The 24,268-nt window shown below is 57.9% G+C and carries 15 protein-coding genes; 6 read left to right on the forward strand and 9 right to left on the reverse strand.

Translation table 11 applies throughout. The features are described 5' to 3' along the window. Nucleotides 1-105: 105 nt before the first annotated feature. Entirely contained in the window at nucleotides 106-1,230 is a 1,125-nt protein-coding gene (locus AC0L8G_RS06000; RefSeq protein ID WP_473387647.1) for an endo-1,4-beta-xylanase, read from the reverse strand. 119 nt (nucleotides 1,231-1,349) lie between these two features. Between AC0L8G_RS06000 and AC0L8G_RS06005 the strand changes: the two genes are divergently transcribed. After that, nucleotides 1,350-3,035, forward strand: coding sequence for a glycoside hydrolase family 43 protein (locus AC0L8G_RS06005; RefSeq protein WP_473387648.1), 1,686 nt, complete (start codon nucleotides 1,350-1,352; stop codon nucleotides 3,033-3,035). Between the two features lie 33 nt (nucleotides 3,036-3,068). On the opposite strand, the gene AC0L8G_RS06010 is transcribed toward AC0L8G_RS06005, so the two are convergent. From AC0L8G_RS06010 to AC0L8G_RS06030, 5 genes are all read right to left on the reverse strand, one after another. Continuing rightward, entirely contained in the window at nucleotides 3,069-4,559 is a 1,491-nt protein-coding gene (locus AC0L8G_RS06010; RefSeq protein ID WP_473387651.1) for a tryptophan halogenase family protein, read from the reverse strand. 19 nt (nucleotides 4,560-4,578) lie between these two features. Then, nucleotides 4,579-5,610: a cupin-like domain-containing protein gene (locus tag AC0L8G_RS06015; protein WP_473387652.1), complete on the reverse strand. Its 1,032-nt coding sequence runs from the start codon at nucleotides 5,608-5,610 to the stop codon at nucleotides 4,579-4,581. Nucleotides 5,611-5,614: 4 nt separating this feature from the next. After that, nucleotides 5,615-6,346: a SapC family protein gene (locus tag AC0L8G_RS06020; protein WP_473387654.1), complete on the reverse strand. Its 732-nt coding sequence runs from the start codon at nucleotides 6,344-6,346 to the stop codon at nucleotides 5,615-5,617. Nucleotides 6,347-6,547: 201 nt separating this feature from the next. After that, nucleotides 6,548-9,712, reverse strand: coding sequence for a TonB-dependent receptor (locus AC0L8G_RS06025; RefSeq protein ID WP_473387655.1), 3,165 nt, complete (start codon nucleotides 9,710-9,712; stop codon nucleotides 6,548-6,550). Nucleotides 9,713-10,257: 545 nt separating this feature from the next. Then, on the reverse strand, nucleotides 10,258-13,056 hold the full coding sequence (locus AC0L8G_RS06030) for a glycosyl hydrolase 115 family protein (protein ID WP_473387656.1): 2,799 nt from the start codon (nucleotides 13,054-13,056) through the stop codon (nucleotides 10,258-10,260). On the opposite strand from AC0L8G_RS06030, the gene AC0L8G_RS06035 reads away from it, so the two are divergent. Genes AC0L8G_RS06035 through AC0L8G_RS06045 form a run of 3 tightly spaced genes read left to right on the forward strand, consistent with a single transcriptional unit; the run spans nucleotide 13,055 to nucleotide 16,867 of the window. Beyond that, entirely contained in the window at nucleotides 13,055-13,642 is a 588-nt protein-coding gene (locus tag AC0L8G_RS06035; RefSeq protein ID WP_473387658.1) for a hypothetical protein, read from the forward strand. The two genes, AC0L8G_RS06030 and AC0L8G_RS06035, sit on opposite strands and share 2 nt — an antisense overlap. Continuing rightward, nucleotides 13,597-14,307 carry an aldose 1-epimerase gene (locus AC0L8G_RS06040; protein ID WP_473388811.1) on the forward strand — a complete coding sequence of 237 codons (711 nt, stop codon included), beginning with the start codon at nucleotides 13,597-13,599 and terminating at the stop codon, nucleotides 14,305-14,307. The genes AC0L8G_RS06035 and AC0L8G_RS06040 overlap by 46 nt, the downstream gene beginning before the upstream one ends. A gap of 28 nt (nucleotides 14,308-14,335) precedes the next feature. Then, nucleotides 14,336-16,867, forward strand: coding sequence for a glycoside hydrolase family 3 protein (locus AC0L8G_RS06045; protein WP_473387659.1), 2,532 nt, complete (start codon nucleotides 14,336-14,338; stop codon nucleotides 16,865-16,867). Between the two features lie 4 nt (nucleotides 16,868-16,871). On the opposite strand, the gene AC0L8G_RS06050 is transcribed toward AC0L8G_RS06045, so the two are convergent. Genes AC0L8G_RS06050 through uxaC form a run of 3 tightly spaced genes read right to left on the reverse strand, consistent with a single transcriptional unit; the run spans nucleotide 16,872 to nucleotide 21,749 of the window. Then, nucleotides 16,872-18,842, reverse strand: coding sequence for a sialate O-acetylesterase (locus AC0L8G_RS06050; RefSeq protein ID WP_473387660.1), 1,971 nt, complete (start codon nucleotides 18,840-18,842; stop codon nucleotides 16,872-16,874). Then, nucleotides 18,748-20,340 carry a mannitol dehydrogenase family protein gene (locus AC0L8G_RS06055; RefSeq protein WP_473387662.1) on the reverse strand — a complete coding sequence of 531 codons (1,593 nt, stop codon included), beginning with the start codon at nucleotides 20,338-20,340 and terminating at the stop codon, nucleotides 18,748-18,750. Before AC0L8G_RS06055 ends, AC0L8G_RS06050 begins: the two co-directional genes overlap by 95 nt. Further along, entirely contained in the window at nucleotides 20,337-21,749 is a 1,413-nt protein-coding gene (gene uxaC / locus AC0L8G_RS06060; protein WP_473387664.1) for a glucuronate isomerase, read from the reverse strand. The genes AC0L8G_RS06055 and uxaC overlap by 4 nt, the downstream gene beginning before the upstream one ends. A gap of 319 nt (nucleotides 21,750-22,068) precedes the next feature. Between uxaC and zwf the strand changes: the two genes are divergently transcribed. Together zwf and pgl are read left to right on the forward strand one after the other, a co-directional pair. After that, nucleotides 22,069-23,562, forward strand: a complete 1,494-nt coding sequence (zwf, locus tag AC0L8G_RS06065) for a glucose-6-phosphate dehydrogenase (protein WP_473387666.1) — start codon at nucleotides 22,069-22,071, stop codon at nucleotides 23,560-23,562. Continuing rightward, nucleotides 23,552-24,265, forward strand: coding sequence for a 6-phosphogluconolactonase (gene pgl, locus AC0L8G_RS06070; protein WP_473387667.1), 714 nt, complete (start codon nucleotides 23,552-23,554; stop codon nucleotides 24,263-24,265). Before zwf ends, pgl begins: the two co-directional genes overlap by 11 nt. Nucleotides 24,266-24,268: the final 3 nt, after the last annotated feature.

The raw sequence follows: 24,268 nt of genomic DNA on the forward strand, positions 1-24,268 counted from the left end.
CTGTCCTGCCTGTCTCTCTCCCTTCAATATATAGGGTGTACAGACGGGAAACGCCACACGCTCGGGCGCGTATGCCAAAAGACAATAAGGCCGCGCCCGCTTGGGCTACCGGGCCGGAGCGGCCCGCAGCGCTGCGGCGATCGCATCGCGCATGGGTTTGGGCTGAAACTGCGAATCAAACGGGACCGGACGTTTCTCCACGCCATCGGTGCGAGGGAGAAAGCCCTGCAGCCAACTATATGAATCAACTAGGCCCCACACCAACAGATCTTTGGTCGCCTCATAGCCCAGCATCATATCGAGATAGTCTTTCGTGAAGCTGGCGATGAGTTCGTCGCGCATCGCTGCGTCAGGGCCGAGGCGCGTGTCGTTGACGTCGAATTCGGTCAGATAGATCTCCAGCCCCATGCCGATGACTTCCTCCACGAAGCCGCGCCAGGCGCGCTGCTTGTCGGCGGTGAATTCGTCAGGCATGTCGTAATTTGAGTGGCTTTGAATGCCGAGCGCATCAATGGGAACGCCGTTTTTAAGGAGCCGCTCAAGTAGCAGCAATACACCCTTGCGGTGATTTTCATTGCCGCTTTCCCAGCTCATATAGTCATTATAGGCGAGTGTTGCGTTGGGCGCGGCCTCTTTCGCCTGGAAGAAGCAATAGTCAATGAGTTCCGGCCCCATCGCCTTGGAAAACACTGTTTCGCGCAATTCGCCGGAATCGGGGTCGATGGTTTCATTGACGACATCCCAGGAATAGATGAACGGATCATCGCGGCCCGCAACGCGCGTAATATATTCACTAAGCCAGCTTTCAGCTTCTGCGGAGGATTGGAATTCCACTGCATTCAGCCAATCGGACGTCCATTTTGTGCGGTTCCATAGGAGCGTATGGCCGCGCATGCCGAGATCGTTTGCCTTGGCGAAGTTTACAAGAGCGTCGCCCGGTTCAAAATTCCACTGATCCGGTTCAGCGCGGATCGTATATTGTTTGTGCTCGTTCTCTGCGACGATTACGGCGCATTCGCGCAAGACGAGATCGACATAATTGGGGTCATTCAACTGATGCGCCGCCATCGCTGAGCCGAAGCGCAAGCCTTTCGCCGCCGCGAGATCTTTGAGCGCCGTCGCACCGGATGCAGCCTTGGGCGCGGTGTCGGCGCAGGCGCCGCCAAGCAGCGGCAGGGCCGCGGTTCCCGCTGCGTATTTCAGGGTCTGACGGCGGGTGATCTTGGTCATGATCGCCTTATTCCTCCTCTGGTGCGCGCGGCCCGTTGCGGCTTTTCAATGCGCATTGTTATCGCTATCATAAAGTCAAGCGCTGGCTGGCGCAAGAATAACAACGGGGAGAACGCCACATGTCGAGAGCATTGGCGGCGATATTCGCCATCGCCTTAATGGTGGAAGGGTGCGCGCAGCAACAAGCTGACGCAGAAAAACAATCCGTCGCGCGGTTTCAGGAATTTCTCTATTCGGGCGCGGATTACACCGATACGCTGGGTCCGGATGAATATCGCAATCCGATACTTGCGGGCTTTTACCCAGACCCGAGCATCACAAAAGCGGGCGATGAATATTTTCTCGTCAATTCCACCTTTTGTTATTTTCCCGGCATCCCGGTTTTCAAAAGCACCGATCTCGTAAACTGGACGCAGATAGGCAATGTGATTGATCGGCCGGGCATGCTTGACTTCGGCGACCTCGCTTTATCGCGCGGCGTATTTGCGCCGACAATTGAATATCACCAGGGCGTGTATTACGTCGCGAACACTTGCGTAGACTGCGGCGGCAATTTTATCGTCACCGCAACAGACCCGGCTGGCCCGTGGTCGGATCCGATATGGCTGCCGGAAGTCGGCGGCATCGACCCGTCACTCTATTTCGATGATGACGGGTCTGTTTACATTATGAATAATGACGAGCCGCCTGGCGGTTCAACCTATGACGGGCACCGCGCCATATGGTTGCGCAAGGTCGACCCGCAAACATTTCAGTCGCTCGAAAAGCCCACCGTGCTGGTCAATGGCGGCGTGCGTCCGGAAGAAAATCCAATCTGGATCGAAGGTCCGCATATCTACAAGGTTGACGGAAAATACTATCTAAGCGACGCCGAAGGCGGCACCGCGATCAATCACTCTCAGGTGGTGTTGCGCGCAGACAATGTCCTCGGGCCATATACGCCCTATGACGGCAATCCGATCCTGACGCAGCGCGACTTGCCTGAAGATCGCGAAAACCCCGTCACCTCGGTTGGTCATGTCGATATGGTGAATACCGGCGCGGGTGGATGGCAGGCGGTGTTTCTCGGCGTGCGCCCCTATGAAGGCGACTATTACAATACCGGCCGGGAGACATTTCTCCTGCCGGTGGAATGGAAGAATGAGTGGCCGGATATTCTGGCTCACGGCGAAGCGGTGCCGCTAAAGGCGAAGCGTCCGGCGCTGCCTGTAAGCGAGGCGCCCGCTATTCCAATGAATGGGAATTTCTCCATCGCAGTGACATTCGACGAAGCAGAGCTTGCGCCTTATTGGCTTTCCTTGCGCGGCCCGGTTGCGCCCTGGTTTAATGTCGAGGCAGGCGATGCGGTGCTGACTGCGCAGCAGGACAGGCTCAGCGATTTCGGCCGTCCCGCATTTCTCGCTCGTCGCCAGCAGCATCTCAATGCTGTTGCGGAAACGTCTGTTTTGTTTGATCCGAAAAAGCACGGCGAGGAGGCTGGTCTCGCTGCGTTTCAAAATGACGAGTATTTTTATGCGCTCGGCGTCGGCGTCAGCGAGGAGGGCGAACGCGTGATCCAATTGCGCCGTCGCGCGGGACCGGAGACGCCGCGTGAAGGTGAAATACTGATGGTTGAACCACTAGGCGGAGAGGCGGACGAGCCGGTGCGCCTGCGCATCAGCGCGCGCGGCGTGGAATATGATTTTGAATATAAGGAGCAGGGTGGCGGCTGGACCATGTTGAAAAAAGGCGCCGATGGAAAAATCCTGTCGACACGGGTCGCCACCGGGTTTGTCGGCGCCGTATTCGGAATCTATGTCGAATAGACACTACGCTTTGCCTATACGGGAGATGCCAAGCTAGGCCTTGTCAGCCGGGCAATACTGACTGAGAAACTGTTGATGCGACGGCATTTTCGCGACTGCCGCGGCGATGCCGTTTTTCATGCCGTCCAGCGCCCGCATTCTTTGTTCCGGTGTCATGAGGCGGCCCATAGGATGGTAGGCTTTCGGCTCAATGCGTTGACCAAGCATGACCTGCAGCCATGAATCGACGCGGAAGAGGTCATCCGGCTCTTCAACCACATAGGCGTTTTCCCGGAACAGCTCCATGCGTTCCTTCAGCGTGTCGGGGATCTCCATGTCACGGCATTGGCGCCAGAACGATGTATCGTCACGTTCGGTCGCTTTGTAGTGGAGGATGATGAAGTCCCTGATCCGCTCCAGCTCTGTGTCCGCCATTTGATTATATCGGCGCACAAGCGAATCGGTGACGCCGCTGAAGGGAAACAGTTTGATGAGCCGCGTCATGCCGATCATGATGAGATGAATGCTTGTTGATTCCAGGGGTTCGACAAAGCCGCTGGACAGTCCAAGCGCGACACAGTTTTTGGCCCAGACCTTTCGCCGCCGGCCTGTGCAGTAGCGGATAGGCCGGGGGTCGACCAGCATTTCGCCTTCAATATTTCCAAGCAACGTCGCGCGCGCTTCGTCATCAGAAATATGAGCGCTGCAATAGACCAGGCCGTTTCCAACGCGATGCTGCAGCGGAATCCGCCATTGCCACCCGGCGTCATGCGCGATTGCGCGCGTGTAAAGCAGGGGTTCTCCGACTGACTGCGTCTGCACCGCAAGCGCGCTATCGGTCGGCAGCCAATGCGTCCAGTCCTCATAGCCGGCTTGCAATGTTTGTTCGATCAGGAGCCCGCGAAAGCCGGTGCAATCGAGAAAAAGATCGCCTTCGATTCGTTCGCCGGATTCAAGCAACAGCGCCTTGATGAAGCCGGTTTGCGGGTCTTGTTCGACTTCGGCGATCTTTCCTTCGACGCGCTTTGCGCCTTTCGCCTCGCTGACCTTGCGCAGATGTTTGGCGTATAGGCTGGCGTCGAGATGAAAGGCGTAATTAATGTTGGCGGACTCTGACGTGAAAAACTTTCCGGCCTCCGCCGCCTGCAATTCGAAGCAATAGTCCGACAGCGGGCCCTTAAAGCCATCGGCGCGCGCCTGCAGCCAGATATTGTGAAAGCCGCCCATCCATACGGGCTTTCCGACCTGGCCGAAGGAGTGAATGTAGCGGTCGCCTTTTTGTCCCCAATTTTCGAACGCGATCCCGAGCTTGATGGTCGCGCGCGAAGCGCGCATGAATTCGCGCTCGTCGAGACCAAGCAAATGATGAAACGTGCGGATGGTCGGTATTGTCGCTTCGCCGACGCCCACCGTGCCGATCTCGTCGGACTCGACAAGCGTAATGTCGAGAAGCGGCCCGAGCTGACTCGACAGCGCCGCCGCAGCGATCCAGCCGGCGGTGCCGCCCCCGGCTATGACGACTTTTTTGATCTGTTGTTCCGCCACCAAATGCCTCGTTTCGTATTTACCGGTTGAGCCGTTGCAAGAGATAAGCGCGCAGACGCCGCGCCTTATTTTCATCAAGCGGGCCGAGATTGCCTCGCGCATGTTCGGGCAGGTGCGCGCCCGCCTGTTCCGCAGGGCCGAACACATAATACTCGAACAGGTCTCGCCAGGCGCGTTTTTCGCTCTCGGGTCGATCACGCAGGCTGAGAATGCCGTGGAGCAAGGTGTTTTGCGGCGTATCCATAAAAGCGGGTGAGGTGTTCCACCAATAATTGATCATGACATTGAAGTCGTTGAGACCTTCAACATGATGCCACCAGAGCGCCGGGTAGAAGAGGAAGTCGCCTGGCTCGAGTTCGGCGACCTCAGCGGTCTCCAGCGCGTCGCGAAAACGCGGATAGCGTTCAAAATCCGCCGCGTCGAAATTCACCATGCTGACAACCTGACCGCCGGGAGTCGGCTCTAACGGGCCGGGATACAGATTGGGCGTTTGGTCTGGCGGGAACAGTGTAAAGCGCCGACGGCCCACAAGATTGCAGGCGATATTGTTCGACATGTCGTAATGCGCTGACGCGATCGTCCGATTGCCGAGCCAGATGCCGACCATTGGCGGATTTCGTTCGAACATCGGGTCGTTGAGAACAAGGTCATTGTCTTTCCTAAGACCCGGCAAATACACATCGACCTCCGTCGAGCCGACGTAGAAATGCGGCGCGCTGTCATCGCCCAGATGCGCTGCGAGCCGGTCCAGAACTTCGTCGAGCCGTGCACGGCGGGCGTCGAAGTTGAGGCCTGTAACCGCTTCATTGTAGAAAAACCGCCCGCCCATTTCAGGTCCGCCAGCAGAACAGACAACCGGCTTTCCGCTATAGAAAGAGCGGAGATAGTCCATCGCGCTCTTCGCGGATTTCTCGCCCGCACGCGCCAATGGCCAGTCACTAGCGATGCCTTTCAGGATGACCGGACGCCCGGCCTCCAGCAATTCGGCATAGGGAATCCGGTCGGGCGCGATGTCGCTTCGTGTTTCAGTTTTGCGGGAGATTTCCACCATGCGGTTACGTCACATTTGCGCGCTTGCGTTCTTTCAACTCGACCAATTGGCTCACATTTCCCAGCGACGAGGCGGCCATGTAGGCGAGATGAAGAAAGCCGTCTTTGTTGAGCGCTTCGAGTGCCGCGCCATCGAGCGCGCCGAGCCGTTCGCGTGAAATCGTAAAGCAATCCGAGACGGCGTATTTGGCGCCGTCGCCCAGAGCGACTTCGACTGTGACCGGTTCAATCAACCCTGCTGTTTCGAAAGCGGTGAACATTTGCCTTGAAAGCGCGATGCCTTGATGGATCTGGTGGAGCACGCGCGCCATGCGTTCAAGGTAAGGCGTGTTGCCCCCGTGCGGCAGAAACAAGGGCTCGCCCTGCGTTTCACCGACACGCGGATCATCGAGATCGATATTCACCTTGGGATCCGCCTGGGTGTCATTGCCGGCGCCGTCTTTGGGTATTCCGATAAGGAAAGGGCCGCGCGCCTGCATCGCCGGCACATAGCGCGCGCGCCACTCGCTTCCATCGAGAAAAAGATTTTCATCTTTATCGAGGCCTAAAATTGCAACGGAAACATAGTCGCCATTCGCGTCTTTTCGAAACAGGATCGGATATTCGCGCTGGATTTCGGCGTACTCTGTGGGGAACACCAGTACCTGATTAACATTGTCGCCGAATTCGGGCCCGTATTTGGGGGCGACTCTCAATTTTTGGTGCTCAATATTGTCGAGCATTACCCGGTTCGCCATGACAAATTCGTTCCTCTAATAACTCGCCCATGGCGCTTTGGCCGAAAAGGGCTCTTGTTCTTCTCCCGGCCTGAATGGAGCGTCTACAGACCAGCAGCAATGCTCCGGTTAGTGTATCGGCAAGACCGGTTTTTGGAAATGTGTTGCAAGAAAAAGGCCGCTGTAAACAGCGGCCTTTTCCGTCATATGAGTTGTCAGGCCTTAGAACTTGTAGCGCAGCCCGAAGGTGAAGCGCGGTGAGAGTTCGTAGGCGTAGTAAATCTGCTCGGGCACGCGGTGATAAACACGCTGGTCTTCGCCCGTCAGGTTGATCGCTTCAAACGAAGCGGTCAGGTTTTCGAAAATATCGTAGCTGACGCTTAGGTCGATTTGACCGAAGTCTTCGATATAAATGGCGCTACGGTCGCCTGTCTGGTTGGTCTCTGACAGGAAGGTGTCGCGCCAGTTATAGGCGAGACGGGCTGAGATCCCGTGATTTTCATAAATAAGCGTAACGTTCGCCGTATCGGAAAGGCCGATAAGGGCGAATTGGTTGGCGTTCGGATCGTTAGCCGGGTCGGCCGTGATGTCGCCATTCACGATCGTATAGTTGGCCGCGACGCCGAGGCCGGTGTCGCCGAGGAAGTATTGCAGAGCGAATTCCCAACCGTCGATCGTGCCTTCGTCCGCGTTGAGTGGCTGTTCAACCCCAAACGTGTAGAGCGGATCGGAAGCGTTTGGCGTGACGTCATAGGCGCCGAGGATCGTATCCACATAGGTCTGGGGAAGGACGCCCATCACCAAATTCGATTCGAATTCGGCGCGTGCTGCAGCGACATCGCCGCTATTTGCGTCAATGAGTGCAACCAGCGTGAACAGGTTGGCCTCAGATTGGTCGATGCCAAGATCGTTGATGATGTCCAGCGCATCACCAGACCGGGTGCCGGCCTGACCTGAAGTCGCGTCGCGAAGATCGAAGAGAGTGCGATTCACAACGCCTGTGCCGATGAAGTTCTTGGTGTCTTTTCTGAAATAGCCAACCGAAACATAGCTGGCGTCATCAAAGTACCATTCAAGCGACGCGTCGATGTTGCTTGATTCAAGCGGCAGAAGTCCCGGGTTCTCTGAAGACCCCGTCACCTGACCGCCAAGCACTGTCGGGCGGTTAGGCGCATCGGCGGTCGTGGAGGCGAACAGATTGCTGTATGCCGCACGGCCGATGGTCTTGCTGTAGGAGAAGCGAGCCATGACATTGTCGATCGGTTCAACCTGGAAATCGACATTCGGCAGGAAGTGATCGTAGCTGCCGGCTCCGATCACCTCTTCAGCCACACCTGATTGCTGAATTAGGAAGTCGTTGTCAGCGGTCCAGAGCACAGCCGAAGGAATGGCTTGCAGGGTGAGCGAATTGACGTCCGTATCTTCGTAACGGAAGCCGACATTCAAGCGCGCAGGACGCCCGAGCAGTTCGCCTTCCATGTTGAATTGCGCATAGGCGGCGGCGATGTCTTCTCTGACATTGTCGAAGCCAGGCGTCGAGTTTATCGGGTGCAGAGAGTCTCCCGTCATCGGGTCAAGAATCGCCTCATAAATAGGCGACATGATTTGGAAGAGTTCAACCGCATCAGCCCGGAATGCGACGTCAGCCTGGCCTACAGGAATATCCTTGAACTCGCAGGCGAGGCAGTAGGCTTCGACGACGCCCGGCGCAAATTGCTCGATATCGCCAGGACTGCCGACACCCCAACTGCCGAGGTCTTGTTGGGTGGTGAGGGTCGTGCGCGTCATTTCCGTGTCGCGATAGTTGCCGCCCACGGTCATTCTGAAGCCGGTATTGTCCCAGAAGCCCAGATTGAAGTCTGTATCAGCTTCCCAGACCATGCGCAGATCAACTTCTTTGACCTTGTGCTCCATATTCGCAGAACTGCTGCGGAATACCTGGGAGCCAAGATCCCCAACGTCGAGAACGCCATTGTCGTTGCCTTTGCCGCTGTCGTCGATCGTATAGGATTGGATCGGATATCCGCTGCGATAGTCGACCGAGTGCTGAGAAATGACCGGCGCGGCGAAAGTAGTGAACGTAGCGACGTGGCCAAGCGGGTTGTCGCCGCCGGACTCGGACTTCGAGTGGTGAGCATCCAGAACAACCTTGAAGGAATCGCTTGCATTCCATTCAGCATTCGCGCCAAAGGAATTCATCTCATCCTTGGTGGCGCGATTGGTTTGCTCGAAGCCCATATCCTTGGTGCCGCCGGTATTGAACTCCTGCATGTAGACGGCAGTAGCGACCGGACCGGAGTTGTCAAAAATAATGTGGTCCAGTGGCGTGGCGAACCAGTTGGTTTGCTCATACCGCAGTTCATCCGACTTGTTTTGGGCGAAAGTATAATCTGCGGTCAGTGTGAGCGTATCTACAGGGCGGAATTGAAGTACCGCCTGACCGTTAATCCGCTCACGGGAGAGATCCGAGAAGTCATAACGGCTATCCTGCGCGATCGCGTAGAGCTGGTCAGCAGCCGGCGCGTTTTCAACAATCGTTGAATCGTCACCACGCAGATAGCTCTCGTGAATGGTGCCGTCCGGAGAGCGGCGCACGATCCAGTCATTGATCTGTTGCGTTGGCGCGCCGGAATCGCGGCGGGAATAGGAGCCGAACAAGCCGACGCCGAACATTTCATTGTCATCGGTCCAGTTGAAGAGGCCCGAAAACTCCGGCGTGATGTCATTGCCGCCTGAAACGCTTCTGTCGTGAATCGCCTTGGCGCTGAGCGTGCCTTCCATGCCCGGCGTATCAAGCGGACGGCGGGTCAGGATGTTAACCGTTGCGCCGATGCCGCCTGAAGGCAGAGTGGATTGACCGGTTTTGTAAACTTCAAGACCGCTGACGCCTTCCGATGCGAGATTCGAGAAGTCGAATGCGCGGTCGCCGCCGGCGCCGTAATTGCCCCGCTGGCCGATGGCGCGAACTTCCGCCGTCGGCATTGTGCGGCCGTTCAGCGTGATCAGGTTGAAGCCTGGCCCGAAACCGCGAACCGTGACTTCCGAACCTTCGCCGTTCACCCGGTTAATCGAGACGCCGGTGATGCGCTGCAGCGATTCAGCGAGGTTGGTGTCTGGAAACTTGCCGATGTCTTCAGCGGAGATAGCGTCGACGACGCCGTCTGCGTTGCGCTTCACATCCATCGCTCGCGCGAGCGATCCGCGAATCCCCGTCACAACGATGACGTCAGATTCATCTGCCGCATCACCTTGGGCCAGAGCGGCGGGGGAGATGGCGGCCATCGCCATCGCCGACGCGCCGGTCAGCAACGCCGTCCGTCCTATTTTCATATAGGTCGGTCCGGCGCCATGCCCTGCGATCTGCTTTGTTGCTGATTTCTTCTTCATATTCATGCCCTTTTTTCCTCCTCCAAAGGCGTCCCGCGACGTCCCACGCCTAAAGATCCGCATGCAGACCGCCGCCCCTAAATAAGCGTCGCGCCCCGTGTGGCTAAGCCGCGGGTGCTCACGCGCAAGCGATGCTCACTGCGCGAGAAAAACTTGGAATTACAATCGTTTGGGGGAACCCCTGATTGTGCTTCCTTCCCAGATCGCGGCAGTTTGGCTTACTCACGCACTACTGCCGTCATGTTCTTTGATCGATAAAGGTAACGCTAACATATTTTTTTGCCTCGCTATGGGCGGGAACGGCAAATGCGGCGTTTTCTTGTCCAACGAGGTGACCGCGGCAAAAATGACACAAGGCGCAACTGCGAAAGGAATCGCTTTTGCGTCCACTGCAAGCGGCAGAAAATTGCTGGAATCAAAGGGCTAATGACTGCGCGCTTGATTCCGCAACCGCGAAGCAAGCGCTATTGATCAGCGGTAAAATAAAACTTCTTTCCGTAGAAAGAGTATCTATTTTTTTTTCGGTTCGCGCGTGACGCGACGCCTTATTTTATGTCGGCGGCGCGCAGGCTTTGTGTCGGGCCGAGATAGCTGCCGGGCAGGTCGCCCGCATGTATCGTGACTTTCTCGAAGATGAGCGAGGGATCGATAAGCCAGAGCTTCAACGTATGCGCCCCCGGTTTCGCCGGTCCATGGCGGCTGGTGCGAAGATGCGCATAGTCAGCGACGGATTTGTTCCATGCATCCTCGGATGCATCTTCGTTTACATTGATGATCACAGGCTCTTCATCATCGATGGAGATTGCATATTTCAGCCCGCCTTCGTCTTTGAAATCGAGGGTGGGCGCCAGCGTGACATCGACCTGAATATCGCCCCCGTTGAAGAGGAAGAAGTCGTATTCAAGGCGCGCGCTATCAGAGGCGAGGTTAATCGCGCCGCCATTGCGCGGAAAGGCGCTTACGCTTGAGGCGAGGCGGCCGAGATTCGGGATCAGGCGCCATTCGACGCCGTCGCTATTAATCGCACGCGCATAGTCTTCTGCAAGGAACGAAACATAGCCATCCGCTTCGACAAAAGCGCCTCCATCCGAATCGGCTTGTCTGTTGCGCGCAATGATCGGCAAATTCACTTTCTGAGAACCGCCAGCGGTTTCGCGGTTGATCGTGATTGCCGCTGCGGCGTCGCCAGCGGGGGCTTGCGCCCAGTTAACGGACAAAGTGATTTCCCGCGTGTTACTCACCTTTTCCTGGTTAGGATTGGCTTGCAGCCATGGCGGGGTTTCGACGGTGAAGTCGAATGCGTCTTCGCGTCGATTGAAAATCGTCAACACTGGCGGTGGCAAGGCGCTGTTGCGGTCGATCACCAGCGGGGACTTCAATGGTTCGCCGCCGGGTGTCAGCGCTTCTAAACGGCGGTCGATCGCAACGCCGAACTCTGCGCCGATGGGGCCGCTGATGCGCTTTACCGGGGGCATCGTATTCTGGTCCGGTTGTTGCCAGTAAGTGTAGCCAATATGCGTCTGGGCCATCTGGTGATTCCATTTCCCATCGGCGATGTCTTCGTGGAAAATGCGAGTCAGTTCAGCATCTTTCGCAAATAGCTCCTCCGCCTTGTCGGCCCAGATATTGGCGCAAAAACGCCCTTGATCCGCGCATAAATGGTTTTTCGCGACGGCATAATAGAGCGCATTCAGATTGGCGCTCGCATGAATAGGGTGCCACACAAGCTGCATGTAGGCGTCGTCATAACGCGCCGGCAATTTTCCGCGCAGCGCATCGGCTTTGCGCGCGAGTGCGTCATACTCGGCAACGACACGCTCTGCTTCGCCAAAATTGATGAGGCTATAGGTCTGCGCATCTAGGAGCTCAGGCTTTCGCCGCGCATTGTATTTCGTATAGCTCGACAGCAGTTGTGCGATCTCCTCTGCATGCTCCTCGCCAAATTGCTCGGCGGCCCACAGGCGCGCGTAATCGGGCAGGCGTTCAAGCGGCCAAGCCTCGGGATTCCATGCATAGTCGAGAAAGAATTCCATCGGGAATTCCATCGGCTTTAGATCGCCGACATTAACAATCCAGATTTCTTTCGCGCCATATTCCCAGGCGAGAGACATTTGCTCCCAGACGCGTTCGATCTGCGTTGTGTTCAGCCATTTGTAATTGCGCGGCCCGCCCACATAATCGAAGTGATAGTAAACGCCGTATCCGCCGGGCCGTTCCGCTCCGGGAGCGGGGAGGCGGCGGATATTGCCCCAATTGTCATCGGCGAAAAGCAGCGTGACATCGTCGGGAACATCCATGCCCTGGTCATAATAGTCCTGTACTTCCTTATAGAGGGCCCAGAGTTGCGGCGTTTTTGACGGGTCCTCGCCGGTTGTTTCGGCCATGATTTTGCGCTGGTCAGCAACCACGCGCTCCAGCAAGTCGATAGCCGTGTCTTCGGTCATGGCTTCGTCGCCATCGCCGCGCATGCCAATGGTGATAATGGCTTCATGATCGCCGCGGCGCATCATGCCTTCGCGCCAGAAATCTCGCAGAACCGCGCTGTTTTCCGCATAATCCCACGGACCTTCGCCATAACGCGCCCATTCCACATGCGCGCGCGCCAGCGGTTCGTGATGCGATGTGCCGATAACAACCCCCATTTTGTCCGCAAGCACGGCGTTCATCGGGTCATCGTCATAAAAGCCTTTCCCCCACATGGCGGGCCAAAGATAATTGCCCTTGAGCCGCAGGATGAGCTCGCAAACTTTTTCGTAAAACTGGTGATTGAAGCCGCCAAAGGTTTGCTCGACCCAACCTTGAAGCGCGGGGCGTTCGTCATTGAGAAAAATTCCGCGATAGCGAATGGCCGGATTTTCAATGCGCGCGCCGGGGGAAATATACAGGTTTTTCGCTGATTTTACGGGAACATCCGCCCACCATGCCCAGGGTGAAACGCCGGCGCGGTCGCTGAGGTCATAGACGCCGAAAATTGCGCCGCGCCGGTCTGAGCCGGCGATCACGAGCGCTTGGGCGACGCCTGGAAAGGGTTGGTCAATGACAGTCTGAATATAGGCTTCCCACTTGCCGGCAATGGCGCCGGCATCGAGCTTTCCGCTTTCGATCAGCGCATCGATAAGGCTGGAATGTCCGATTGTTCCGACAATTACCGCACGCGTCGCTGCTTGCGGGGTTGCGGTTTCGGTAAGGCCGCCCTGCTTGCCGGCGATTGCGGCGAGATCGGACTGCAAGTTTTTCACTGCGATCAGCACGCCGGCGTCATCGGCGCCGTCGACGTAAATTGGGGCCGGCGCCGACTTGCGGATCAGCGCGAAGGATGAGGGCGCCGCATCGCGCAAAACCATGGCCGGTTCGGGTTGCGCATGGGCGCGCCCCAAAGCTGCAAACAACGTCGCGAGCGACAGCAGGACCCATTTGGACGATTTTCGGCGGCAGCCGGGGCTTTTCGGCGAGGAATCGCTCGGCGTTGCGACGGTTTTAAAAAATATAAGCAAATTCAGCATGTTATTTATTCCTCCCGCGCCGGCGGGCAAAAGCATTGCGCCCCGGCCGCATCATGTTACCGTAAACATTGAGCAAAGGGGAACCCATGGCGCCACCATTCAGTTTAATTCGTCGCGAGTTTTCGGGAACGCGTTTCAACAGCTTTGGACCCGGCGGCGCAGTAATAAAGGCGCAGCGAATTTGAGCCTCGCGTCGGACATAATAGAAGTCATTGAACTGTCCGCCGATGGTTGGTCGCTTGGCGTTGCGCCGTCTTCAGGCGCGATTGTCTGGGCCGATTTCGAACAGTGTGAAATTCTGCGCCGGACGAATTTACGCAGAGGCTGGGAACGGGATCCATTCAGCGTAAGCCATTTCCCCTTGCGCCTTATTCAAATCGAATCCGCAATGGTGAATTTGAGTTTGACGGTAAAACATTCCGTATAAAGCCGAATGCGCCAGGCCAGGCTCATCCGTTGCACGGGGTTGCATGGCTTGGAAACTGGTCGCTGTCGGCCAGTACGAGTAAAGCGTTATTGCTGGACTATGTGCATCGTTCAAACGAGGGATGGCCTTGGGCGTTCAGCCTTTCTCAGGCTATCGTTATTGACGGCGCCGGGCTTTCCATTCGCCTGACCTTGCGAAACACATCGACATCGCCAATGCCCGCCGGGTTGGGCTTTCACCCCTATTTCGCTGATCCCCATATGGCGCGCCTGGCGTTCTCGGCGAATGGCGCATGGCTTCCTGACCGGGAAAATCTGCCGGCGGAGTGGCAGCCTCTCGATATGGCGCAGGATTTTTCCGCCGGGCGTCCGCTGGATGACGTTGAGATTGATCAGTGTTTTACCGGCTGGCGCGGGCAGGCGCGCATTGACTGGCGCGACAGGCCTTTTGGCGTCGATATGACGGCTGATCCTGCATTGGCGTTCGCGGTGGTGTATGTTTCGCAAAAGGAGCGTTGCTTTTGCTTTGAACCGGTTAGCCAAATGAACGATGCGCTCAACTGGACAAAACGGCGCGACGATACGGGGCTGCGCGTCTTGCAGCCGGGTGAAGAATGGACGGCGACAACGAAATTGCATGTCCGTGAGACACTGACGACAAATTAGAAACAAAAATACCGGGAGGGTTTAGGTCATGAGGAAGAGGAATCAATTGCGCGTTGCGCTGCTGGGGGCGGCGGCGACAGGGCTTGTTGCGATGGCCGGTTGCGCTGACAAAGGAAGCGACTCGCAGACCGACTCCGTTGTGCCCGCCTCTGAAAAACATGACGTGACGCAGTGGCCATCGATTAAAGCGCCCGGCCTTGTCGATCCGGAGATTGAAGCGCGCATCGACGCGATCATTGCGGGCATGACGATAGAACAGAAAGTCGGGCAGATCATTCAGGCCGACAACACTGCGGTTACACCGGAAGAGGTCAAAAAATATCGCCTCGGTTCCGTCTTGAGCGGCGGCAATTCCGCGCCGGGCGATGAAGCCTATGCGACCGCCGAAGAATGGCTCGCCATGGCGGACGCCTTTTATGATGCATCGGTTGATCCCGACGGCGTTGAAACAGCGATCCCGATCATTCTTGGCATTGATGCAGTGCACGGCCACACAAATGTCATTGGCGGCACGGTCTTTCCGCACAATATCGGCCTGGGCGCCGCAAATGATCCGGCGCTGGTTGGGCGCATCGCCGAAGCGACGGCGAAAGAATTGCGCGTCACCGGTCACGACTGGACCTTCGCGCCGACGGTTGCGGTTCCGCAGGATGATCGTTGGGGGCGCACCTATGAGGGGTTTAGCGAAGACCCGGCGATTGTGACGGCCTATTCGGGCGAAATCGTCAGAGGCCTGCAAGGCGAACTTGGCGGCGACGATTTCATGGGGCCGAACCGGGTTATCTCAACCGCCAAACATTATCTTGGCGATGGCGGCACGGAAGGCGGCCGCGATCAGGGCGACGCGACGGCGAGCGAAGCGGATCTCGCGCGGATTCACGGCGCTGGATATCCGCCAGCGATACGCGCCGGCGCCATGTCGGTCATGGCGTCCTTTTCGAGCTGGCATGGTGAAGCGCTTCACGGTCACAAATATCTGCTGACCGATGTGCTCAAAGACCGAATGGGATTTGAGGGTTTTGTTGTCGGCGACTGGAATGGTCACGGTAAAATTGCAGGTTGCACCAATGAGGATTGTCCCGCGGCGATCAATGCCGGGCTCGACATGTTCATGGCGCCGGACAGTTGGAAAGGGCTTTACGAAAACACCTTAAAGCAGGCGCAATCGGGTGAGATATCGCCTGCGCGGCTTGATGATGCGGTTCGTCGCATATTGCGCGCGAAATTTCACTTTGGCGCCTTCGATCAGGGCCGCCCGTCGGATCGGGCGCATGCTGGCGATGCGTCACTGTTGAGCGCGCCGGAGCACAAAGCGCTTGCGCGCGAGGCGGTTCGCAAATCGCTCGTCCTTTTGAAAAACAATGGCGGAACATTGCCGCTGCGCCGCGACCTGAACATATTGGTGGCGGGCGACGGCGCAGATGATATTTCCAAACAGGCTGGCGGCTGGACGCTTACCTGGCAGGGCGGCGGCCTCGCCAATTCGCTTTTCCCGCATGGCGAATCCATTTTTCAGGGCGTTAAATCCGCCGTCGAAGAAGGCGGCGGACAAGTCACGTTAAGCGCCAATGGCGACTATAGCGAGAAGCCGGATGTCGCCATCGTCGTCTTTGGTGAAAATCCCTATGCAGAGTTTCAGGGCGATCTGGACAATGTCGCGTTTGACGATCCGTCCGGACAAGCGCTTGAAACCATGCAAAAGCTGCGGGCGGACGGCGTAAAAATAGTAGCCGTATTCCTTTCCGGCCGGCCTTTATGGGTGAACCGGGAATTGAACGCCTCGGATGCGTTTGTCGCGGCCTGGTTGCCGGGCAGCGAAGGGGGCGGCGTCGCTGATTTGCTCTTCAGACAGAATGACGGCGCCATTGCAAACGACTTTACCGGCAAAATTTCCTATTCCTGGCCGAAAAGCGCCGTTCAGACGCCGCTCAACAAAGGCGAAGACGGGTATGACCCGCTTTTTGCCCTTGGCTATGGCTTGTCCTATGCGGATGAGGGCGACTTGCCGGAATTGTCCGAAGATTCCGGGCTTGGGGCCGATGAGCGCGGCAAACCCGGCGTGTATTTTGCCTCTGGCGAGTTTGCGCCGGGGATCGAATTATCGACCGGGGAAGGCGCGGTTTCTGTTCGCCGCGTTGATCACCGTGCGCAGGAAGACGCCATCGAACTGACCTTTGGTGAAGGCGGCGGCGCTACGGCCTTGTCGAGCGCGGAGGCGATAGATGTTTCGCGGGAGACGGTGGGCCAGCTCGAGCTTTCCTTTGCATTCAACGTCAAGGCGCTGGCGGATGGCGAAGTTCGGATCGGCGCGACATGCGCAGCTGGCGATGCTTGCGGCGGCTTTATCGAAGCCGGGGACACGTTGCGCAGTGAAACAGGCGCGGGTTGGCGGCGCATGCGAATTTCGCTTAGCTGTTTCGCCGATGCTGGCGCAGATATGTCAGCATTGTCGGCGCCCTTCGTTCTGGAGACCGATGGCGCGGCGATCATCGCGGTGGCGGATATTCATCTCGCCCAGGACGCCAACGGCGCCAAGGATTGCGGCGCCGTCAGCGATTAACCCGCTACTCGATAGCCAATTCGAATGGCGTGATGGGCGCGCCATGCTGGTCATACCAGTTGCAAATCGGCGCATCGCCCCAGCAATAACGCACATGCGTTGGGGCGGCGCCTGCGGGCGTTGTCAGTGTGACGCGCGTTACCGCGACCTCTGCCCCGACAAAGCGGCACTGGCCCGCAGCGTCGCAAAGTTCAAAGGCTATCGGGCTTGCCGCGCTGACTGTTTGCGCCTCGTCAGTCAGATTTGAAAACTCAACGATGACTGCGCCGTTTTCTTTATAAGCGCGCATCGGCGAGGGAGAATCGCCAGCATCGCCAACGCCATAGATGAGATCGCGGGCGAGCGCGGCGGCGCGCGCCGCGACAACGCGTTTGTTGGGCGGGTGAATATCGCTGGGATCGCCCAAATCTATCGCGACGACCAGACCTGTCCTCGGATCCGATTCGGTGACGCGGCGCTGGCCGTCCCGCAAGCGCGCCCATCCGGTATCGGCGGGCGTGACAGGTAGGGCGCCAAAGTCCGGTAATTGCACGACGATAAACGGAAGGCGCTCGCCAAATTTTTCGCGCCAATCTGCGATCATCGCGCGCAGCAAGCCTTCATAGGCTTCAGCACGGCCCGTATTGGACTCGCCCTGATACCAAAGAGCGCCGGAAAAGCTGAGCCCTTCAAGCGGGGCAATCATCGCATTGTAAAGACCCGTCAGCCCACTGATCGATTGCCATGGCGCCTGCGGCGGCGCGCCGATGGCGGCCGGGATCACCTGATAGCGCCAGCCTTTGTCGATAGAAACCGAAGAGCCGTCAGCAAATCGCAGCGCCATGTCTTCGTCCGGACCATACATGCCGCCGGCGCCCCAGGAGCTGAAAACATTGACATAGAGGTCATTCTTGCCGGGGCGCAGCTCTTCTGTAGACACGGAATAACGCCGCGCATCGCCCCACCCGAACATGCCGCCGACAAACTCTCCATTAATCCAGCTCATGTCGATTTCGTCGATGCCGCCAAGCGATAGCGTCGCCGGTTGCGCGGCTTGCTCTTCACTCAACACAAACTGCGTATGAAACCAGACCATGCCATTATGGTCAACGAGGTCCGCGTCGCCCCATTCCTTCCAGTCGATCTTTTCTGCGGGCGCGTTCTTCCATTTCGTCGATGGCGCGCCATCCTCCCATGGCAGAGCGGGCGAGTCCGCCGCATCTCTCCACCACTCGGTCCACAGCGCTGCATAGCGCCGCCCGGCGCCGACCGGATCGCTTGCATATTGTTCAAGCAGGGAGAGCCGGTTCTGAAATTCCGGCATGGCGGCGAGTGATTGCGCGCTCATCCAGGCTTCGATTCTGGAGCCGCCCCAAGAAGAATCGATAAGGCCGATGGGCGCCTTGGCGTCCGCGATGATGTTCTGGGCGAAGTAAAAACAAAGCGCCGAAAACTCGGCGGCGCTGTCAGGGCTTGCAATTTCCCATGTCGGCGGATCTGTAAAGGCGCGTTTGGGTGTGACCGCGCTGGCATGGTCAATATGCAGAAGTCTTATATTTGCATTCGCCGCAGCGGCGACCTCACGCACGGCGTTTAGGGTCCGCGATACGGGGAACTCCATATTGGACTGGCCTGAACATAAAAAGACATCGCCAATCAGGATGTCGGAAATAGTCTGTGATGCGTCTCCTGCGCTGCTTGCGGTCAATGAATAAGGCCCGCCTTTCTTCATCGCGGGAAAGCTTGTCCGCCAGTCGCCATTTGCATCCGCCTCTGCAGATTTTGAGCGCCGGCCCAGCTTCAGCGTGATGCGCTCGCCCGGCGCCGCGACGCCCCATACCTCTATGGGCGCGTCACGCTGCAACACCATGTGATCTGTGAATACCGGACTGAGCAGCGGCTCAGCGGCATGTGCAAGCGGCGCGGAAAATACAAGCGCCGCCAGCGCGGATAAGATTGCGAATTGGCGTCGCGCTGGTCTTGAAAGCATGTTCATCGCGTTTCCTCCAGATTGATTTTTTTATGGCGTGCGCCGCTCCATGCTTGCGCAGCAGTGCGATCGAGTCTGCGAGCGCCGCGGTAAAGCGCGCGGAATCGGAGAGGTCCGTTCCGAAAATTTCCCGAATGCTCAAAAAGGCTCTGGCGCGATCTGCCGGGTGATCGCCTGCTTGCGCGCCGATGGCCTTTAGTTGCGCCGCCATCGGGTCGCGAACGTCAATGGCGCCGCCTTGCTCGTCGATCCCCGATACATATTGAGTCCAGGCGGCGATCGCGAGCGACAAGCGCTGCAGCGGTCCGTTGCGGCAGAGTTGTGCGCGCACCGTTTCGACCAGTCGCTGCGGCAGTTTTTGCGATCCATCCATGGCGATCTGCCAGGTGCGATGACGCAAGGCGGGATTGCGGAACCGCTCCAGCAATTCAGCGATATAAGGAGCGAGCGGCAAGTCCTGCGGGGCCGGGACGGTCGGCGCAATTTCGCTTTCCTGCATGGCGCGGATGAATGTCGCGAGATCCGTTTTCATCGCGTCTGAAACGAATTCACATCCCATCAAATAACCCAGATAGGCGATTGCCGAATGAGCGCCATTCAACAGCCGGAGCTTGGCCATTTCATAGGGCGCGACATCATCGACAAGGAGCGCGCCGGCGCTTTCCCAACTGGGTCTTAGTCCGGCGAAGTCGTCTTCTATCACCCATTGGGTGAAGGGCTCAGTCATAACGGCGGCTTCGTCATAAAGGCCAATCCGGCCGCAGACTTCGAGCCTGTCCGCATCCGTTGTCGCAGGCGTAATCCGGTCGACCATTGTGGCGGGAAAGCGAACAAATTCGTCGAGCGCCGTTGCAGCGTCAGGGGCGGTTTCCGCGATGAAGTCCCTGACGGCGTTGTGAAACAGCGTCCCATTGCCCGGCAAATTATCGCAGCTGATCACGGTGATCGGCGCGCGCGCTTTGATGCGGCGTGTCAGCGCCGCCGCAAGCAGGCCAATCGCTGTTCGCGGCCCATTTGGATTCGCCAGATCGTGAATGATGTCGGGATGGTCGAAATTCAATCCAGACGAGGCGGGGGCCAGGCAATATCCTTTTTCCGTAATTGTCGCAGTGACAATGTGGATCGCCGGATCTGCAATCGCGTTGATCACCGCGGCGGGGTTTTCCGGCGCCGCCAGCACCTCCCTGAGCGCTGTGACCAGCGTGGTCTGCGCGCCTGCGCCGTCTTTTTGCGTCACGGTGAACAGATTGTTCTGGGGCGCCAGTATATCGCGCGCATCCGGACTGCGCAGGCTGACGCCGCGTATGCTCCAATCGCCGCCCGCATCTTCAATTGCGGCCTGGGTATATTGCGCCAGATGCGCTTTGAAAAACGCGCCGACGCCAAGATGAACCTGGCCGACAGCGACTTGGTTGCGATCCCGCGCCGGTTGCTTCACTGCTCCATTCAGCAGCGGCAGCGTCGCGCCGGACAGGCGCGGTGCAGTTTCATGGTCCAGCGTCAAAGCTTGTAAGCTTTCTTTGCAAGCGTATAGGCGAGGTCGACCGCAAGCTCGCCTGCTTCATCTTCATCGAGGCGGTGATCGGCGACGAGACGCGCAAGCGCGCTGCAATCCATCCGCCGGGCTACATCATGGCGGGCCGGTATCGACAGGAAGGCGCGCGTGTCGTCATTAAATCCGACGGTATTATAAAAACCCGCCGTTTCCATCGCCTGTTCGCGGAAGCGGCGCATGCCTTCGGGGCTGTCATGGAACCACCAGGCGGGGCCGAGCCGCAACGCCGGATAAACGCCCGCCAAGGGCGCCAGCTCGCGCGCATAGCTCGTTTCGTCAAGTGTGAAGAGGATGATCGTTAAGCCCGGCTCGTGTCCGACTTCATCCAGAAGTGGTTTCAATGCATGCACATAATCCGTGCGCATCGGAATGTCCGCGCCCTTGTCGCGCCCGAACCGATGATAAAGCACAGCGCTGTGGTTTCTGAAGCAACCGGGATGGATCTGCATCACCAACCCGTCATCAAGGCTCATGCGCGCCATTTCCGTCAGCACTTGCCCGCGAAAGCGTTCCGCGTCGTCAGCGTTGAACGTCTTTGACAAAATCTTCGCATAGAGCGCGGCGGCGTCGCTTGCGCTGAGATTTTCCGTTCGCGCGCTCGGGTGGCCATGGTCGGTTGAGGTGGCGCCCATGGATTTGAAAAAGGCGCGGCGATTGCGATGGGCGGCGAGATAGCCCGGCCAGCTCTGCGTGTTTTCGCCGGTAATCTCGCCAAGCGCTGCGATGTTGTCGGCGAAACCTTCAAATTCAGGATCGACGACCGGGTCAGGCCGATAGGCTGTGATGACGCGTCCATTCCAACCGCTGTCGCGGATGGTGCGATGGTGGTCGAGCGGGTCGAGCGGGCTTTCCGTGGTCGCCAGCAACTCGATATTGAATTGATCAAACAAGGCGCGCGGGCGAAACTCATCTTTTGGAAGGCAGTCCATAATGCGATCGAAAATTCTGTCCGCAGAATTTGCGTTGAGCGCTTCGGCAACGCCGAACACGGCGGACAGCACCCAGTCCATCCACATGCGTGAGGGGGCGCCGCGGAATAAATAATAATTCTCAGTGAAGAGCCGCCAGATCTTGCGGGGATCATCTTCAACGGCGGCGCCGTCTCGCGACGGGATGCCGAATGATTCGAGGGGAATGCCCTGCGAATAAAGCATCCGGAAGATGTAATGATCCGGGATGATCAAGAGCGACGCCGGATCAGTGAAGCTTTCATTGCCGGAAAACCAAGCGGGGTCTGTGTGGCCATGGGGGCTGATAATCGGCAGGTGTTCAACCTGTGAAAACAAGCGCCGGGCGATCGCGCGTTCGGTTTCGCCTGCCGGGAACAGCCTGTCCGGATGCAGGGACAATGTCGTCATGGTTTTTCGCCTTTGTTTTCCCAAGCTTTCCCACATTGAAGGGGCGAACGTCTAGGCCGGGCGTCGGAATTATGTTAGGGCTAACATAGTCGCTTTTACAAGGGAAAGCTGGCCTGACCGGCAGCGCGCATTCGTTATTTCTGAATTGAAAACACTATCGATTTTGCAATGCAGCATAACGCGTCTACGCTGACCATCATTGGGCGGGTTTCTTTATGATCGCCAATAGCTCCATGGGCTTCGGGACTAAATGCACGCCCGGCATGAATGAGCATTGCGCGATCGCCTTTCTCATGAAGCCGTTTGAAGAAGAAAAGAAATGTCGTTGAACACTACGCCCTCTGGCTCGCAATTTGTTCCGGTCACCGCTTTTGACCTTGTCGTTTTCGGGGCGGCGGGGGATCTTTCGCTGCGCAAGCTGATCCCGTCATTGTTTCACCGCTGGAGAGATGAGCAGATACCGGCGGAGTCAAAAATCATCGGCGTCTCGCGGACGGAGATGAGTGAAGATGCGTTCCGCCTGCTGGCGATGGAAAGCTTTCGCAAATTCAATCCAAAAGAATCGCTCGACGAAGAAGAGTGGGAGGCGTTTGCGCGCCAGCTTCACTACGTGGCGCTGGACGCGGTGAAGGAAGGCGGCGGCTGGGCGGCGCTCAAAGACATTTTGGCGGACCGTGAAGACAAGCAACGGGTGTTTTATCTCGCGCTCGCGCCGGGGCTCTATGGTGCGGTCAGCGCCAATATTGCGGCGGCCGGATTGAAGTCGCCCGGCGCGCGCATTGTCCTTGAAAAGCCAATAGGAACCGATCTGGCCAGCGCTCACATGATCAATGAAGCGGTGGGCGCGGTGTTCGAAGAAGACGCGATCTTCCGGATCGATCACTATCTGGGCAAGGAAACGGTGCAAAACCTCATCGTTCTGCGCTTCATGAATTCCTTGTTTGAGCCGGTGTGGAACGCCAACGCGATCGATCATATTGAAATCACCGTGGCGGAATCGATCGGCGCCGGCGGGCGGGCGAGCTATTACGACAAGGCGGGCGCGCTGCGCGATATGGTGCAGAACCATTTGCTGCAACTTTTGTGTCTTGTGGCGATGGAGCCGCCGCTCGATCTTTCCCCTGACACGGTGCGCGATGAAAAGATCAAAGTGCTGCGCGCGCTGCGCCCGATTACTCGCGAGAATGTGCGTCAGACTACCGTGCGCGGCCAATATGGCAAAGGCGCCGCCGATGAAGGCGTGGCGCCGAGCTATGTCGAGGAATTGGGCGCGGCGAGCGACACGGAAACTTTCGTTGCGATCAAGGCGAATATCGACAATTGGCGCTGGAAGGGCGCGCCGATCTATTTGCGCACCGGTAAGCGTATGCGCGAGCGCCGATCGGAGATCATCATTCAGTTCAAGGATGTGGCCCATTCGTTGATCAATGATGGCGGGCCGCCGCCGCCGACGCGCATGGTGATCCGCCTGCAGCCGGATGAGGGTGTGCGGTTGCTGTTGGTGACAAAGGATCCGGGGCCGGGCGGCATGCGGCTGCGCTATGTGCCTTTGAACCTTTCCTATGCGGATGCCTTCGAGGCGCGCTATCCCGATGCCTATGAGCGCTTGTTGATGGCGGTGGTGCGCGGCGATCTGGCGTTGTTCATGCGCCGCGATGAAGTGGAATCCGCCTGGCGCTGGGTCGATGGCATTCTTGCGGCGTGGGAGGCAGACAAAACGCCGGCGCACCCTTATGCGGCGGGTACGGATGGTCCGGTGCAGGCGGCGATGATGCTCGATCGCGATGGACGCGAGTGGTGCGATGGAGTCTGAGGTCAACATCACCGAATTTCCTTCGCGCGAAGCGATGGCGCGGCTGCTGGCGGATGAAATTGCGGCGCGGCTTTCGCGTGCGATTGACCAGCGCGGAGAAGCGGTGATCGCCCTTTCTGGCGGGTCGACGCCTGCTGATCTCTATGGGGAGCTTTCCGGTCGTGATCTTGATTGGTCACGGGTGACGGTTCTGCTTGTTGACGAGCGATGGGTTGCGCCCGGCGAAGAAGGGTCGAATGAAAGCTTCATTCGCGATTGTCTTCAGCACGACAACGCGGTTGATGTGAAAATCATCGGCATGTGGTCGGATGCGCCTTCGGCGGCGGCAGGGCTTGATGATGCTGCGTCGCGCTATGGCGCAGCGGCCAGTTCATGCGATGCGGTTGTGCTCGGCATGGGGGCCGATGGTCACACGGCGTCATGGTTTCCGCATGCGAAGGGGCTTGATAGAGCGCTGGCTGCGAACGGGCCGCCGCTTGCGGCGGTGACCGCGGAAAAAAGCGCCGTGACGGGAAACCATCTAGAGCGCATGACCCTGACCCTCGGCGCAGTGGGGGAGGCGGCGTTCATCTGCCTGTTGATGACGGGGGCGGAAAAGCGCGCCGTATTTCAACAAGCGGCTGAAGACGGATCAGTCGAAGACATGCCGGTGCGCGCGATTATGCGCGCGCGGCCCGATATGCTGGCGTGTTGGGCGCCGTGAAGG

This window comes from Hyphococcus sp. D3-15 (assembly GCF_055809375.1).

Coding starts and splice junctions, on each gene's coding strand:
- AC0L8G_RS06050 (WP_473387660.1), bottom strand. CDS start 18,842: ATGAACATGCTTTCAAGACCAGCGCGACGCCAATTCGCAATCTTATCC.
- AC0L8G_RS06015 (WP_473387652.1), bottom strand. CDS start 5,610: ATGGTGGAAATCTCCCGCAAAACTGAAACACGAAGCGACATCGCGCCC.
- AC0L8G_RS06025 (WP_473387655.1), bottom strand. CDS start 9,712: ATGAAGAAGAAATCAGCAACAAAGCAGATCGCAGGGCATGGCGCCGGA.
- AC0L8G_RS06020 (WP_473387654.1), bottom strand. CDS start 6,346: ATGGCGAACCGGGTAATGCTCGACAATATTGAGCACCAAAAATTGAGA.
- zwf (WP_473387666.1), top strand. CDS start 22,069: ATGTCGTTGAACACTACGCCCTCTGGCTCGCAATTTGTTCCGGTCACC.
- pgl (WP_473387667.1), top strand. CDS start 23,552: ATGGAGTCTGAGGTCAACATCACCGAATTTCCTTCGCGCGAAGCGATG.
- AC0L8G_RS06000 (WP_473387647.1), bottom strand. CDS start 1,230: ATGACCAAGATCACCCGCCGTCAGACCCTGAAATACGCAGCGGGAACC.
- uxaC (WP_473387664.1), bottom strand. CDS start 21,749: ATGACGACATTGTCCCTGCATCCGGACAGGCTGTTCCCGGCAGGCGAA.
- AC0L8G_RS06005 (WP_473387648.1), top strand. CDS start 1,350: ATGTCGAGAGCATTGGCGGCGATATTCGCCATCGCCTTAATGGTGGAA.
- AC0L8G_RS06030 (WP_473387656.1), bottom strand. CDS start 13,056: ATGGTTTTGCGCGATGCGGCGCCCTCATCCTTCGCGCTGATCCGCAAG.
- AC0L8G_RS06035 (WP_473387658.1), top strand. CDS start 13,055: ATGGCCGGTTCGGGTTGCGCATGGGCGCGCCCCAAAGCTGCAAACAAC.
- AC0L8G_RS06045 (WP_473387659.1), top strand. CDS start 14,336: ATGAGGAAGAGGAATCAATTGCGCGTTGCGCTGCTGGGGGCGGCGGCG.